This window comes from Oceanobacillus sp. FSL W7-1293, from assembly GCF_037969815.1.
GTDB classification, from domain to species: Bacteria; Bacillota; Bacilli; order Bacillales; family Amphibacillaceae; genus Oceanobacillus; species Oceanobacillus oncorhynchi.
Genome location: NZ_CP150212.1, coordinates 3,021,643 through 3,037,384 on the forward strand (window position 1 = coordinate 3,021,643; position 15,742 = coordinate 3,037,384).

Sequence of the window (15,742 nt, forward strand, 5' to 3'; positions counted from 1 at the left end):
TGCTATGCCTTTTCAAATATTAATAAACGTTTTGCTCGCGATACTCTGGATGTTTTTACAAAATGAGTATACATTCGTAAGTTTTCTTTCCGGTTATTTCATTGGGATTTTAATTTTATTTATCATACGCCGTTTCCTAAAGTTTGATTTTTATTTAAAAAAGGTCTGGGCGATTATGAAACTAATTTATTTGTTTATGATTGAATTAATCAAGGCAAATATTGATGTTGTGAAAGTAGTGCTTAATCCAAAGCAAGATCATCAGCCTGGAATTGTTGCTGTCAGAACATGTTTAGAATCAGATTTTGAAATCTCTATGCTGGCAGCATTAATCACCTTGACTCCTGGAACGATTTCCATGGATTTCTCAGATGACAGCAAAACCATTTATGTCCATTCGATTGATGTGCCGGATAAAGAAATTATGATTAAGGATATCCAGGACTCTTTTGAAAAAGCAATTATGGAGGTGACGAAATAATGTTTGATACAATTTTGATTGTTGCATTGAGTGCACTTTCCGTCGCCCTCGTTTTATTGTTTATCCGTGTTATGATTGGTCCGTCTACACAGGATAGAATTCTGGCGTTGGATGCTATTGGTGTTCTGCTTGTCGGATTTATCGGGATACTGATGATTTTACAAGACACATCCGTGTTCTCTGACATTGTTCTCGTACTGACTATTTTGGGATTTGTCGGGACCTTGACCCTTTCAAAATTCCTGGAAAGAGGTGTTGTCATTGACCGCGATGATTGAAGGAATTGTAGCCATCTTTGTTGTCATTGGGGTATTTTTTGCCGTAGTAAGCGCCATCGGTATACTCCGGTTAAAGGATGTCTATAGCCGTGCACACGCTTCCGGTAAAAGCGCAACGTTAGGTGTTATTTTTATCATGCTGGCTGTATTTATCCACTTTTTAACTCAGGGCGAGATGAACGCAAAAATATTATTAGCTATTCTGTTCTTATTCCTGACAGCTCCGGTAGCCAGCCTGATGGTTACAAGATCAGCTTACCGGAATGGAATAAAACTCGATAAAAATACAATAACCGATGATTTAAAAGAAATGTACGATACAGATCAAAACCAATCAAATTAAATGAAATAAAAGCTCCGATTTCTCCTGTTATCAAGAGAAATCGGAGCTTTTTATATAGATAGCTCCCTTATAAAAACCTCGAATTGGCAAGGATAATAAAATTATTTTCTTCTTTCAGCTTTTCCATTCTGCATGGACAGACACGTTTTTCTTCTTCCGCACATAAGAATAGGCTATAGGCAATTACCTAGAAGGTTTAAAGATGCTTACTCTTGGAGGTGATGGGATTTGTCCATGATATTATCTGCACTTGGACTATTTATTAAAGAAGCTTTATTTTTTGTCTCTTATGTCAAGAACCAGTCTTTCCCCCAGCCACTATCCCCTAAGGAAGAAGCAAAATACATCCAATTGATGCAGGAAGGAGATGAAGAAGCCAGAAACAAACTGATTGAACATAATCTTCGTCTCGTAGCCCATCTGGTCAAGAAATTTGAAAATACCGGAGAGGATATGGAGGATTTAATTTCTATCGGGACCATCGGCTTAATCAAAGGAGTCGAAAGCTTTTCTACAGGAAAAGGCACCAAACTGGCGACCTATGCCGCCCGCTGTGTGGAAAATGAAATACTGATGCATTTAAGAGCGCTTAAGAAAGTCAAAAAAGATGTCTCCCTCCATGATCCAATCGGGCAGGATAAGGAAGGAAATGAAATCAGCTTAATTGATATATTAGAAGCTGAAAATGAAAATGTGATTGAGTATATCCAATTAAATATGGAAATTTCAAAGATTGAACAGTATTTTTCTATCTTAGACAGCCGCGAACGGGAAGTAATTGTGTATCGTTACGGATTAAATGACCAGGATGAAATGACTCAGCGGGAGATTGCGAAGAAATTAAATATCTCCAGAAGCTATGTATCGCGGATTGAAAAAAGAGCATTAATGAAGATATTTCATGAGTATTACCGGAATGAGCATCCTTCCTTGTGATTGTGTGATGAGAAAGAAGGATGATTATTTAGGAGGTGTATTGCGGAAAACGCACGATACACGGAATTGGTCTGCTGATAAGTAAATAAATTTTAAAATAAGTCTCTCTTTATGATTAAATTCTAAAGAGAGGCTTATTCGTATTTAATGCGTAATCATAACCTATTGAGAGGCAATAAAAAAACTGCTTCATGGAGAAGTTTTTTTATTGAAGTGAATACCAAAAAGAGAGAAGCTCCATTCAGCTCCTCTCCTCACATCTCTATTCTTTTTCAATTTCCACATTCTTCGATGGAGAGAATGTGGAAATTGCATGTTTAAAAATAAGCTGCTGCTTGCCGTCTGTTTCCAACAGCACCGTAAAATTATCAAACGCTTTGACCGTTCCTCTTAATTGAAAGCCATTGGTTAAAAAAACAGTGACAAAAACATGATTTTTTCGCAATTGATTTAAATATTGATCTTGAATATTAACGGATTGAGCCATAAAATAAGTTCCTCCTCTTTTCTATCTATACATCCTTTATTCGATTTATGATTCTAAAAATCCTGCTAAATCATTTAAAATTAATTTCATTTGTTGTGCAGCTTCCTTCTCCGTGAGCTGATACCAATTCACATCCAGCTTATTCCGAAACCATGTGAGCTGCCTTTTCGCATATTTGCGTGAGTTTTGTTTAATCGCGTTGACAGCGTCTGCTTGGGATAAGCGGTTATCTAAATAAGCTGCTATCTCCTTATAGCCAATCGCATGCATTGACTGACAGTTCTTATACCCATTCGCAATAAGAGACTCGACTTCCTCGGTTAATCCAGCTTCTATCATGTTATCCACCCGGCGGTTAATCCGTTCATATAATACGGTCCGTTCCATATCTAATCCGATAATATATGGATCATAAGGGGATTCTGGCTTCTGCTCTTTCTGATACTCTGACATTGTCAGTCCGGTCAGCTCATAGACCTCTAAGGCGCGGACAAGACGCCTGTGATTATTCGGATGAACTTTTTTGGCCTGCTCCGGGTCAACCTGCTTCAGGCGCTCATACAGATTATCCGGACCCTCTGATTCTATCTGCTCAAATAGCTTTTTCGTTAACTCCTCGTCACGGCGCTGGTCGGAAAAATGATAATCAAACAGCACAGATTGGATATACAGGCCGCTCCCGCCAACAATGATTGGAAGGTTGCCCCGTTCGTGGATTGCTTCAATATGATATTTCACGTGCTCCTGAAAATCGGCAACAGAAAATGGCTGATCCGGCTTAATAATATCAATCATATGATGAGGGATGCCTTCCGTTTCTTCCGGTGTTACCTTAGCTGTACCGATATCCATCCCCTTATATACCTGGGTGGAATCTCCGCTGATAATTTCCCCCCGGAACTTTTTTGCAGCAGCAATTCCTAATGCTGTCTTTCCGACTGCTGTTGGTCCTACGATAGAAACTACTTTTTTCTTCATTTATTTATTCCTCAACTTCATTATTTTTTTGCTTCCATTCTACATAATACGCTTAAACATCTTTTCTAATTCATAGGTAGAGAAATGAACAATAATCGGTCTTCCATGCGGACATGTAAAAGGATCGGTGGTACTTCGTAAGTCTTCGAGCAGCTGGAACATTTCCTCGCTGGTTAAATAATGATTTGCTTTAATTGACCGTTTACAAGACATTAATATCGCTGCTTCTTCCCGTATTTTTTCTACATTCACCGTTGCTTCCTGAATAAACTGATCCACCATTTCCCGGATAATTTCTTCTTCCAGCCCGGCTGGAAACCAGGTCGGATGAGAACGTATAACATAGGTCTGGTGACCAAACGGTTCAAAAAATAATCCGGCTTTTTCTAATGTATCCTTTGCTTCTTCAATAAAGATAGCCTCTTTTTTAGAAAAATCAAAGGTCAACGGTATTAAAAGCTCCTGTGACTCATTGATTGGTTTACCGAGCTTTTGCTTAAAAAATTCATATTTTACCCGCTCCTGTGCAGCATGCTGATCCACCATATACAGGCCATTTTCATTTTGTGCCATAATATAGGTTCCCTGCAGCTGCCCGATTGGATACATCATTGGGACCCGAGGCTGAACCTGCTCTGGCGTTTTTTCTATTGGAGACGCAGGAGCGTCCATTACAGGCTCCTCAGGGACTTTTTCTTCTGGGGCAGATGCTGATTCCTGTTCGCCCCTTTGAACTTCAATATGGGTATTCTCTTCACGAAGAAAGGCGGGTTCTTCCTCCTGATGCCGATTCTCTTCTCTGATAACAGCATCAGATGGTTTATCCGCTTCTATTTTTTTCTCGTTCTCCTGAAATGGAGAAGCAGACTCTGTTTCAAATTGAAACGCGTGCTGTTCTGATTTTTGCTTCGGCTCCGGCTTTTTCGTCACTTCCGGAATAAGTGTCATTTTCCGAAAATGAGCCTGGATCATATCTTTGACGGCACTATACAGCTCTTTCTCTTTACTGAACCGGACCTCCAGCTTGGCAGGGTGGACATTCACATCGACCAGAATCGAATCCATATCAATAGAAAGAACAACAATTGGAGAACGGCCGATTGGCAGCAGCGTATGATATCCTTCGATAATTGCTTTATTCAGGGCAATGTTGCGGACAAAACGGCCATTAATAATCGTTGACATATAGTTTCTGGATGCTCTTGTTACCTCCGGCTTCGCAATATAGCCGGTAATCGTAAAATCCAGCGTCTTATGTTCAACTGGGGACATTTGCTTGGCCACACTCATTCCATACACTTGCGAAATGACCTGCAGCATATCATCATTGCCTGAAGTTTTTAGGAGCCCTTTGCCATTATGTGTTGCTTCGAACCGAATTTCCGGATGCGCTAATGCCATCCGGTTCAACACATCTGATATATGCCCCAGCTCGGTATGAAGGCTTTTCATATATTTTAACCGTGCCGGTGTATTATAGAATAGATCACTGACCACAATTTCTGTACCTTGACGGGCATCGCTCTTGCCTCTTTTGACAACTTCTCCGCCCTCTAATTCAAGCGATACTCCGGCAGCGTCTCCTTGGGAGGTCTGGATAGACAGTCTGCTGACAGAAGCTATACTTGCCAGTGCCTCTCCACGGAATCCAAGTGTGGTCACGTGGAATAAATCGGTCTCTGTGCTTATTTTACTGGTCGCATGCGGTAAAAAGGCCTTCTCCACATCCTCTGCAGCAATACCAGCCCCATTATCGACAATGCGTATTTCCGATAATCCGGCTTCGTGTACATCGATGCGTATCCATGTGGCACCTGCATCGATACTATTTTCAATGATTTCCTTAACCACGGAAGCAGGACGTTCTACCACCTCTCCTGCTGCGATTTTATTTGCCAGACTATCCGGCATTTGTTGAATTGGCATGCTATCACCTTCCTCTACTACGTGTTACTTTAATTTCTTCTGCAGGCGATATAATTCATTCATAGCTTCTAACGGATTCATTTCTAATATATTTAAGCTTTTGAGTTCCTCTAAGGCTGCATTGTCTTTATTAGTTAACTTCGCTGGCTTATGTTCTTTACTGTTTTCCTCTGCAAAAAAGGATAATTGAGCTGATTCGGCCTCTTCTGGTTCAAGAGAAGGAGCTTCCTCTTTCTGCACTTCTTGGGAATCATTATTTTCAAAGCCTTCCAGAATAACAGAAGCGCGATTGATTAACTCATCCGGCAAATCGGCCAATTTAGCAACATGGATACCATAACTCTGATCTGCTGCTCCTTCTTTGATTTGATGAAGAAAAACAACATTTCCTTCATGCTCTTCCGCACGAACATGGATATTTTTTAAATGCTCTAAGGAACCCTCCAATGCTGTCAGCTCATGATAATGCGTGGAAAAGAGTGTTTTGGCGTGTATATGATTATGGATATACTCTACAATCGCCTGAGCCAAGGCCATGCCGTCATAGGTGCTTGTTCCGCGTCCAATTTCATCTAATAAAATCAGACTGTTGGCGGTAGCATTTTGAATCGCATGCCTGGCTTCCAGCATCTCTACCATAAAGGTACTCTGTCCAGAGACTAAATCATCTGCTGCACCGATTCGCGTAAAAATTTGATCAAAAACAGGCAGTATTCCTGATTCAGCCGGGATAAAGCAGCCAGTCTGTCCCATAATAGCGATTAATGCTACTTGACGCATATAGGTACTTTTACCCGACATGTTTGGGCCGGTAATAAGCAGCATCTGGTTATCATCATTCAGCTGTACATCATTCGGTACAAAGGTTCCGGTTTTCATTACCTGCTCGACAACGGGGTGCCTTCCTCCCTCTACTGAAAAGACGCCTTCCCGAAAGGTCGGCCGTTTATAATTATTCTCTTCACTGATCGTCGCAAAGCCCTGCAATACATCTATTTCACTGATAATTTGCGCGAGCTGCTGAATTAATGGAATATCCTGCTTTATCTGCTCTCTGATTTTAATAAATAAATCATACTCCAGCTCTACGCTTTTTTCATCTGCTTCTAAGATAAGTGTTTCTTTTTCTTTCAGCTCCGGTGTGATAAAGCGCTCTGCGTTGGTGAGCGTCTGCTTCCGTTCATAGCGGTCATCTTGTAATAAAGGCAGGTTAGGTCTCGTCACTTCAATATAATAACCAAACACACGGTTATATCCTATTTTCAGCGACTTGATTCCAGTTACTTCCCGCTCTTTTTTCTCCAGGGATGCAATCCATTGTTTTCCGTTTTTAGATGCATCGCGGTATTTATCTAATTCTTCATGATGACCTTCTTTTATCAAAGCCCCTTCTTTAATAGAAAGTGGCGGTTCTTCAACTAAGCTGTTTTCCAGCAATTCAACAATATGATCAGGGTAAATCAAAGCGTCTGCCAGCTCGCTCACTTCAGGGACATGAAGCGCATTGAGCGCCTCCTTTATCGCCGGGATATTCTGGAGGGACTGTTTTAACTGGATTAAGTCTCTTGCGTTGACATTCCCAAATGCAATTCTTCCGGATAAGCGTTCCAAGTCATATACCGACTTTAAGCTTTCCCGCAAATTCTCCCGTTCCATAAAAGCGTTTAGGAGAGTCTCGACCACTTCTAGCCGCTGATTTATTTTAACTTGATTTAACAGCGGCCGCTCCAGCCATTTTTTCAGCATTCTTGCGCCCATCGCAGTTACGGTTTTGTCCAATACCCATAATAAGCTGCCATGCTTTGATTTTTTCATAATCGACTCTGTCAGTTCTAAATTGCGTTTGGAATACATATCCAGGCTCATATATTGCTTGAGCTCAATCACTTCTGCCGGCTGCAGATGATCTAAGGAACGCTTCTGTGTGTTCTGGATATAATTCAATAATCTGCTGAAGGCCTCCATCAGACGTTCATCATTCAAATTCTCACTCAGCTCACGAAATTCCGCATTAAAATTCACTTCTTCCTGATAGGATAACGTAACCTGCAGCCGCTCCTTGAGCTGCGCTTGCAATTCTTCAGGCAGAGAAGAGGAAATCACAATTTCCTTTACCGGCTGATGATAAAATTCATGAATCACACTATCCCAGCCATCCTGCATTAAAGCCAGGCGGCTTTCTCCAGTTGATAAATCATTATACGCAATGACAAAGGAACCATCTCCAAAATGAGACAGGCTGCCGATATAGTTGTTTTCACCTTCCACAAGCATATTACTTTCCATCACCGTACCCGGGGTGATCATTTGGACAACCTCCCGTTTGACCACGCCCTTCGCTGTCTTCGGATCCTCGACTTGCTCACAGATGGCTACCTTGTACCCTTTATCAATTAATACCTTAATATAATTTTCTGCAGAATGATAAGGCACACCGCACATCGGAATCGGGTCATTGCCCCCAGCCCGTTTCGTTAGGGTGATTTCTAATTCCTGCGCAGCCTTTGTGGCATCCTCATAAAATAACTCATAAAAATCTCCGAGCCGATAAAATAAAAAAGCATCCTTATATTGCGACTTAATGTCTATGTATTGCTGCATCATTGGTGTTAATTTTGCCATGAAATATTTCCTCCAGCTTGCTAAATTATCTATTTTTTTCACATATCTTTAAATTGAATCGAACTCCATTATAGCATAATCTCCCCGATTCTTGTCCTATCCTGTTCTTAGAAAAACGAAACATTCGCTAAAGAAGAAGGGAATGTTTCGTTTTTATCATTTCCTTAGGGTGTAAAAGAAAACGAGAGTATGGCTACCCTCGTTTCATGTTAATCTTTGTGTTTGTGATGGATAAAGTCCGGTCTGATATCCTCTGCCTCATCATCAGTCATTTCATAGTCCCACGTAAAATCATCTTCTTCGTCATCGCTCTTCCAGTTAGGTTTTACTTTTACACAGATTTTGGTTTCGCCAATAATTTGAACGACAAATTCACGTTCAATATCGACGGTAATACTGCCGCCCTTATCTGAAATCATGCACTCTAAACAATTAGGCTGCTGAAGTACCTTTGCGATAATATCGTATTCATCATTGATACAATTATCGTCCTTAACAGATAACGGAACTACATCTGTGTATTCCACCCTTTCTGTGATAACCTCTGTTTTCGTATTATCATTGTAAGAATACCATACATTAATATCATAACTGCCACTGATAATGACAGTATCCTCAGACTTCTTCTTCGCGTGGTATAAATGATTGATCACCCAGCAACCAAGAATACTTGTCGGACGATGGCTTGGAGTTATTGTATGGGTATCTTTTGTGAATTTTCTGCCTTTACCACATACTGCTTTCGTAATGATTTCTCTATATTCTTTATCAAGAAAAGTCATGATATATTTTACCTCCTCTTTTTTCATAGTCATTTTATGCACGGCAAATACCTAAAGTGCATAACTATTGCCAAGAAAAAAGAAAAGCAGGCGCGAAGGAGAGCTTGAAAGGTTTTTATTTTGAAAAAATGGGCTATCATTGGATGCCCGAAAATTGCTTATTGGACGATTTGAAACAAGCTGCGTGGTAACAAAAAGCCGGACAGCTCACTGCCCGGCTTTGTCTGTTTATTTATTTTATTAAACAGTCTCCAGTTTAGTGCGCACAGCTGGAACTGTTCTGTGTTTGGGAGCCGGTTTCGCCTTTAAGCACATCGCCGCCTGTTGATTCAATAATATCATTTGTAACCGTACGGGAGATCGTTTTGGAAACCAGCTGCAAAACATCGTTGACTACGATTTGTGTCTCTTTAAACTCCTGAACTACCGGAATTTCATCAATTTCATTTTGCAATCTGTCAATTTCCTGCTCGATACGCTGTAAAGCTTCCTTCTTATCATATGCTTGAAAATTAACAGCCTGTTTTTGCAGCGTTTTAATTTTCTTAATCAAGCTTTGGACTTTTTTATTCCCATTTAATTTAGCTTCTACTTGCTTAAAACGCTCGATTTCTTCTGTATTCGAAAGCATTGCCGCTAACTTTCTGGCTTCATCAAGTACTTCTTTTCGTTCATACATCGCCATCTTATTCCACCTCAACTCTATTTTCTACCATAATACCATTCAATGACCAGGTTTTCGTTTCTGTAATTTCTACTTCTACAATTTGGCCAATCGCGGATTTTGGTCCTTTAAAGTTTACTAATTTATTTCTTTCTGTATAACCGGCAAGAACGTCTGGATCTTTCTTGCTTTCCCCTTCGACAAGCACCTTGACAACTTCACCCTGATAAGATTTCATGGACGCTGCCGATTGTTTATTAACCAGCTCATTTAAACGATATAAGCGTTGTTTTTTTACTTCTTCAGGTACATCATCTTTCTTCCTTGCAGCCGGCGTCCCTTCACGAGGTGAATAAATAAACGTATAAGCTGCTTCAAAGCCTACTTCTTCCACTAATGTCATTGTTTCTTCAAACTGCTCTTCTGTTTCGTTTGGGAAGCCTACAATGATGTCTGTAGTCAATGTGGCATGTGGCATGGCTTCACGGATTTTTCTAACTAACTCTAAATAATCTTCCCGTGTATACTTCCGATTCATTTTCTTCAGTATTTCGCTGCTTCCGGATTGAACCGGCAAATGAATATGATCCAAAAGATTTCCACCCTGTGCCAGCACTTCAATCAGACGGTCATCAAAGTCACGCGGATGGGAAGTTGTAAAGCGGACACGTGGAATATCGATCTTATGAATATCATCCATTAAATCGCCCAAACCGTATTCGATATCTTCAAAGTCCTTTCCATATGCATTCACATTTTGTCCAAGAAGAGTGACTTCCTTATAGCCCTGTGCAACGAGGTGGCGGACTTCCTGAATAATATCTTTGGGACGGCGGCTGCGCTCTTTCCCGCGGGTCATAGGGACGATACAGTACGTACAGAACTTGTCACAGCCATACATAATATTCACCCATGCTTTTGTCTTCCCTTTACGTACTTTCGGCAGATTCTCAATTATATCGCCTTCTTTAGACCATACTTCAACAATCATTTCTTTTCCGAACAATGCTTCTTTAACAAGGTGCGGGAGACGATGGATATTATGGGTCCCAAATATTAGATCGATATGCTGATGTTTTTTCAAAATCCGGTTAACTACGGATTCTTCTTGTGACATACAGCCGCAGACTCCGATAATAAGATCTGGATTTTCTAATTTTAATGGTTTTAAATGGCCAATTTCACCGAATACTTTATTTTCCGCATTTTCACGAATGGCGCATGTGTTAAGCAATATAATATCTGCCTCTTCTGTTACATTGGTGGATTCATAGCCCATTTCAGACAAAATACCGGCCATTACCTCCGTATCATGCTCATTCATTTGGCAGCCATAGGTGCGGATCAGAAATTTTTTTCCCTCGCCGATTCGCTGCATATCCTCCGGGATGGAGAAATCATAATGAAATTGAATATCCTCCTTGCGACGCTTTCTCGCTTTCTTTATATCTGGAGATTGCGGCTCATACTCCATTTGAAAATATTTAGCAATTAACTCTTCGCTGGATGTATTTTTAATCCGTTCTATATTAGCTTCTTCGTTACGAATCTGGGCCTGTTGTTTTCGCTGTTCTTCGTTCATCAGGTTGATCCCCTTTCTTTCATCGATTCATATGTATTGATGCACTAACTTACAGTATAAAGCCTACATAATAATTGTACAATACTCAACGCCTGAAACATATAAAAAATCTCTTTTTTCACGAATGAAAAAAGAGATTTTTCTGCTTCATAAAGGAATAAGTCCTAAATTACCCGTTAATTTGAGAAGGGCATGCCCCTATCCAATCCGGGCTGCCTGTTTTTTCTTTTGGAACGGCAACCCTTTGAAATATTCATTACCTCGGCTCAATAATTAACTTAATCGCTGTCCGTTCCTCATTATCAATTAGTATATCTGTAAATGCCGGTATACAGATTAAATCGACTCCGCTTGGTGCTACAAAACCGCGAGCTATAGCAACTGCTTTGACGGATTGATTCAGCGCTCCCGCACCGATCGCCTGAATTTCAGCCGTACCCCGTTCCCTAAGTACATTTGCCAAAGCCCCTGCCACTGAGTTTGGATTTGATTTTGCTGAAACTTTTAAAACTTCCATCACTAGTACCTCCTCATGTGCTATTTATACTTTTATTGCTACTATTTCTTCTGGAGATGTATACCTTGTTCGACTGCATCACGGGCAAATACTATGCAAAGAAAGGATGATCATCATTAATAAGGATCCGTTCAATCTTTGCTGCTTTTCCCGTCGAATCGTCCGTACTAATGAATACTCCATTTAGTTGTGTTCTTCCCTTTTTTTCAATTTCAAAACGTACTGGAAGGGAAGTTTGGAATCTTTTAATAACCGATTCCTTCTCCACGCCTAATATCGCATCATACGGTCCTGTCATCCCCACATCAGATATATATGCAGTACCTCTGGGCAATATTCTTTCGTCTGCAGTTTGCGTATGCGTGTGCGTCCCGACAACAGCCGTTACTCTTCCGTCCAGATACCAGCCGATTGCTTGTTTCTCACTTGTTGCTTCACCATGAAAATCTACAAAAATCGTATTGGTTCTTTTCTTCGCTTCCTCTACTAATTGATCTGCTTTCTCAAAGGGATCATCAATTGGCGGAAGGAAGGTTCTTCCCTGTAAATTAATCACAGCAACTTCTTTTCCGTTAATATTTGTATAGGCAATTCCTTTTCCCGGGTTATTCTCTGGAAAATTCGCTGGACGAATCAGTGCCGGAGCCTGATCGATAAACTCAAAAATTTCTTTTTTATCCCACGTATGATTTCCCATTGTAATCACTTGTGCTCCAGCTTGTAAAAATTGCTTGTAAATCTTTTCTGTAATACCCTTTCCTGCAGCAGCATTTTCTCCATTAATAATGGTTACACTCGGCTTATATTTTTCTTTTAACTTAGGCAGATATTCTGCGATCATATCTCTTCCTGGAGAACCTACCACATCACCAATAAATAAAATTTTCATTTTTTCCTACCTCTCTTCTTTCCATATAACAATATCATTATGTTTTCTCAGCCGCTATGAAAGACAGCAGGCCAAGCATTCACTGTACCCGTTTGTATCTTTCCCTGATTTACTTTGTGGCATAACGCTATTTTCGCTATTCTAAGTCAATAAAAAAACAAAGGCGACATCTGCCGCCCTTGCTTTATTTTGCGTATTCAACTGCTCTTGTTTCCCGAATAACCGTAATCTTAATATGTCCAGGGTAGTCAAGCTCCCCTTCAATACGTTTTCTGATATCACGTGCAATTCTCGCTGATTCCATGTCATCAATATCATCAGGACGAACCATGATACGAATTTCACGACCGGCTTGGATGGCAAATGACTTCTCTACGCCTTCAAACGACTCAGATATCTCTTCTAATTTTTCTAAACGCTTGATATAATTCTCAAGGGTTTCGCTTCGAGCTCCCGGTCTGGCGGCAGAAAGTGCATCTGCAGCTGCAACTAATACAGCTATAACAGAGGTTGCCTCCTCATCTCCATGGTGGGAAGCAATTGAATTAATAACCACTTCTGGTTCTTTGTATTTCATTGCTAATTCTTTACCAATTTCAACATGACTGCCTTCTACTTCATGATCAATCGCTTTTCCGATATCATGCAGCAGACCAGCTCTCTTAGCAAGATTTATATCTTCTCCTAATTCCGCTGCCAGCAGTCCTGACAAGTAAGCAACTTCCATTGAGTGCTTCAAGACATTTTGACCGTAGCTTGTACGATATTTTAAACGACCTAGAATCTTCACAAGATCCGGATGTAATCCGTGGATGCCAACTTCAAATGTTGTCTCCTCGCCCACTTCACGTATATATTCGTCAACATCACGTCTTGATTTTTCAACCATTTCCTCAATACGCGCAGGGTGGATTCTGCCATCTTGTACAAGTCTTTCTAACGCCATTCGTGCGATTTCACGCCGTATTGGATCAAAACCGGATAGAATAACCGCTTCAGGTGTATCATCAATAATTAAATCAATTCCTGTTAATGTTTCTAAGGTACGGATATTTCGACCTTCCCGTCCAATAATACGACCTTTCATCTCATCATTCGGCAAATTCACAACAGAAACCGTAGTTTCAGCAACGTGGTCAGCTGCGCATCTTTGCAGTGCAAGCGATAAGATATTTTTTGCTTTCTTATCAGCTTCCTCATTCGCACGATTTTCAGCTTCTTTAATCATGACTGCTGATTCATGCTGTACTTCTTTTTCGATGCGCTCTAAAATAACTTGTCTCGCCTGCTCGGTTGTATATCCTGAAATGCGCTCAAGCTCAGCTTGCTGCTCGTCTTTCATAGCTTCCACTTTGCTTTTCATTTCTTCCATTTGTTGTTGTTGTTCCACAAGAGTTTGTTCTTTCTGTTCGAGCAGAACCTCACGTTTGTCTAATGTTTCACCTTTTCTGTCCAGATTTTCTTCTTTTTGCATCAGACGATTTTCTTGCTTCTGAGCTTCCATACGACGCTCACGAATCTCATCTTCGGCTTGGCTCCGAAGCTTATGATTCTCATCTTTTGCTTCTAGAAGCGCCTCTTTCTTAGCAGTATCTGCATTTCTGCGTGCTTCTTCCATAATTTGTTTCGCTAATGTTTCCGCACTAGAAATTTTAGCTTCTGCAATAGATTTACGTACCAGATAACCAACAACAAATACGACGACTAGAGCAAGCAAAATGGAGATGATAATAATCACAGTGTTCATAACTTCACCTCCTATTGCCTATAAAATTGTAAATTGCGTATTTGTCGGCATATCACATTTTCAAATGCATAAAATAAAGGTAATTTCATAATACAAATTATAAAATTATACACTATTAATATTAATTCTCACAAGCTTGAATGTCAAGGAACTCCCGAGATAAATTATAATATATTGGAAATCTTGATAAATCATCTGCGTGCACGCTGAATATGTATTTTAAAAGATACTAAAAAACCATAGTCAATGCTATGGTTTTTTAGTTTATATTAAAGGTCCAGGCTTTCTTGCTCTTCTTTTGATTTTTCTTCACTTTGTTCCGGCTCTTTGTCCAGTTCATAATGATCACGGATAGTCTTGCTGATTTCTTCAAATACTTCTTCATTTTCTTTCAGATATTGTTTTGCGTTTTCTCTGCCCTGACCTAACCGCTCTCCATTATAAGAATACCAGGCACCGCTTTTTTGTACGATATCAAGGTCTGAACCGATATCCAGTACTTCCCCTTCTTTGGAGATGCCTTTGCCATACATAATATCCACTTCTGCCTGCTTAAATGGAGGTGCTACTTTGTTTTTTACAACCTTGATACGGGCTTTATTCCCTACTGCGTCATTACCGATTTTAAGGGTTTCAGCACGGCGTACTTCCAGCCTCACAGAAGAATAGAATTTTAACGCACGGCCACCGGGAGTTGTTTCCGGATTCCCGAACATCACGCCTACTTTTTCACGAATCTGATTGATGAAAATAGCTGTTGTCTTCGATTTATTGATTGCTCCTGAAAGTTTACGGAGTGCCTGTGACATTAACCGGGCCTGCAAGCCGACATGGGAATCTCCCATCTCCCCTTCAATCTCAGCCTTTGGTACAAGTGCTGCTACAGAATCGACAACAACAATATCTACTGCGCCGCTTCGTACAAGTGCTTCAGCAATTTCTAAAGCCTGTTCCCCCGTATCTGGCTGTGATAATAAAAGCTCATCAATATTCACGCCAAGCGCTCTTGCATAAACAGGATCAAGTGCATGCTCTGCATCAATAAAAGCAGCCTGCCCGCCCTGTTTTTGCGCCTCTGCAATAGCATGGAGCGCTACTGTTGTTTTACCGGAAGATTCCGGACCATATATTTCTACTACTCTTCCTTTTGGATATCCGCCAATTCCAAGGGATACATCCAAAGCCAGCGATCCGCTTGGAATCGTAGCAATCTTCGGTATTTCATTCTCTCCCATTTTCATAATGGAACCTTTACCAAATTGCTTCTCTATTTGTCTTAAAGCCATATCTAAAGCTTGTTGTTTATCACTCACCGAAAATTCCTCCTTTATCTATCTGTATCCATCATACAATGATTTCATCAATTTAACAAGCAAAAAAACGAATAAATGTTCTTATATTTTCGAGACAGGATTTGCCTTAAAATTTAAAATCGCTTGTAAAAATGTATTAAAAAAGGAAATCTCTAAGCCAGGTAAGGGGTAATTATTAAAACTTCCTTTTTTAAACT

15 protein-coding genes are annotated in these 15,742 nt (G+C 40.3%); 4 read left to right on the plus strand and 11 right to left on the minus strand.

The features are described from left to right. Positions 1–4 precede the first annotated feature (4 nt). The 4 genes from MKY65_RS14840 to sigK all read left to right on the plus strand — a co-directional run bounded on the left by MKY65_RS14840 (position 5) and on the right by sigK (position 2,038). Positions 5–481, plus strand: coding sequence for a Na+/H+ antiporter subunit E (locus MKY65_RS14840; protein ID WP_339178087.1), 477 nt, complete (start codon positions 5–7; stop codon positions 479–481). Continuing rightward, complete coding sequence (locus tag MKY65_RS14845) at positions 481–759, plus strand: Na(+)/H(+) antiporter subunit F1 (protein ID WP_042534890.1); 279 nt, start codon at positions 481–483, stop codon at positions 757–759. The genes MKY65_RS14840 and MKY65_RS14845 overlap by 1 nt, the downstream gene beginning before the upstream one ends. Then, the gene (gene mnhG, locus MKY65_RS14850) at positions 752–1,102 is read left to right on the plus strand and encodes a monovalent cation/H(+) antiporter subunit G (protein WP_339185259.1); all 351 of its coding nucleotides are present in this window, start codon (positions 752–754) and stop codon (positions 1,100–1,102) included. Before MKY65_RS14845 ends, mnhG begins: the two co-directional genes overlap by 8 nt. A 228-nt stretch (positions 1,103–1,330) precedes the next feature. Next, on the plus strand, positions 1,331–2,038 hold the full coding sequence (sigK, locus tag MKY65_RS14855) for an RNA polymerase sporulation sigma factor SigK (protein ID WP_339178089.1): 708 nt from the start codon (positions 1,331–1,333) through the stop codon (positions 2,036–2,038). A 262-nt stretch (positions 2,039–2,300) separates the two neighbouring features. Here sigK and hfq read toward each other — a convergent pair whose 3' ends face one another. The 11 genes from hfq to recA form a co-directional block, all read right to left on the minus strand. Next, positions 2,301–2,525, minus strand: coding sequence for an RNA chaperone Hfq (gene hfq / locus MKY65_RS14860; protein ID WP_042534897.1), 225 nt, complete (start codon positions 2,523–2,525; stop codon positions 2,301–2,303). A gap of 45 nt (positions 2,526–2,570) precedes the next feature. Beyond that, positions 2,571–3,503, minus strand: coding sequence for a tRNA (adenosine(37)-N6)-dimethylallyltransferase MiaA (gene miaA, locus MKY65_RS14865; RefSeq protein WP_339178093.1), 933 nt, complete (start codon positions 3,501–3,503; stop codon positions 2,571–2,573). A 39-nt stretch (positions 3,504–3,542) separates the two neighbouring features. Next, positions 3,543–5,429 (minus strand): DNA mismatch repair endonuclease MutL, encoded by a 1,887-nt coding sequence (gene mutL / locus MKY65_RS14870; protein ID WP_339178096.1) that lies wholly within the window; start codon positions 5,427–5,429, stop codon positions 3,543–3,545. Positions 5,430–5,453: 24 nt separating this feature from the next. Continuing rightward, positions 5,454–8,051, minus strand: coding sequence for a DNA mismatch repair protein MutS (gene mutS / locus MKY65_RS14875; protein ID WP_339178099.1), 2,598 nt, complete (start codon positions 8,049–8,051; stop codon positions 5,454–5,456). A gap of 209 nt (positions 8,052–8,260) precedes the next feature. Then, positions 8,261–8,833: an outer spore coat protein CotE gene (locus tag MKY65_RS14880; protein WP_339178101.1), complete on the minus strand. Its 573-nt coding sequence runs from the start codon at positions 8,831–8,833 to the stop codon at positions 8,261–8,263. Between the two features lie 256 nt (positions 8,834–9,089). Beyond that, complete coding sequence (locus MKY65_RS14885) at positions 9,090–9,518, minus strand: YlbF family regulator (RefSeq protein ID WP_339178104.1); 429 nt, start codon at positions 9,516–9,518, stop codon at positions 9,090–9,092. Position 9,519: 1 nt separating this feature from the next. Further along, positions 9,520–11,079: a tRNA (N6-isopentenyl adenosine(37)-C2)-methylthiotransferase MiaB gene (gene miaB, locus MKY65_RS14890; protein ID WP_339178106.1), complete on the minus strand. Its 1,560-nt coding sequence runs from the start codon at positions 11,077–11,079 to the stop codon at positions 9,520–9,522. Between the two features lie 256 nt (positions 11,080–11,335). Then, a complete protein-coding gene (locus tag MKY65_RS14895) occupies positions 11,336–11,596 on the minus strand; it encodes a stage V sporulation protein S (protein ID WP_042534912.1) in 261 nt (86 codons plus the stop codon). A 91-nt stretch (positions 11,597–11,687) separates the two neighbouring features. Beyond that, positions 11,688–12,485, minus strand: coding sequence for a TIGR00282 family metallophosphoesterase (locus MKY65_RS14900; protein ID WP_339178111.1), 798 nt, complete (start codon positions 12,483–12,485; stop codon positions 11,688–11,690). 184 nt (positions 12,486–12,669) lie between these two features. After that, positions 12,670–14,232, minus strand: coding sequence for a ribonuclease Y (rny, locus tag MKY65_RS14905; RefSeq protein ID WP_339178113.1), 1,563 nt, complete (start codon positions 14,230–14,232; stop codon positions 12,670–12,672). A 269-nt stretch (positions 14,233–14,501) separates the two neighbouring features. Then, complete coding sequence (gene recA / locus MKY65_RS14910) at positions 14,502–15,545, minus strand: recombinase RecA (RefSeq protein ID WP_042534919.1); 1,044 nt, start codon at positions 15,543–15,545, stop codon at positions 14,502–14,504. Positions 15,546–15,742: the final 197 nt, after the last annotated feature.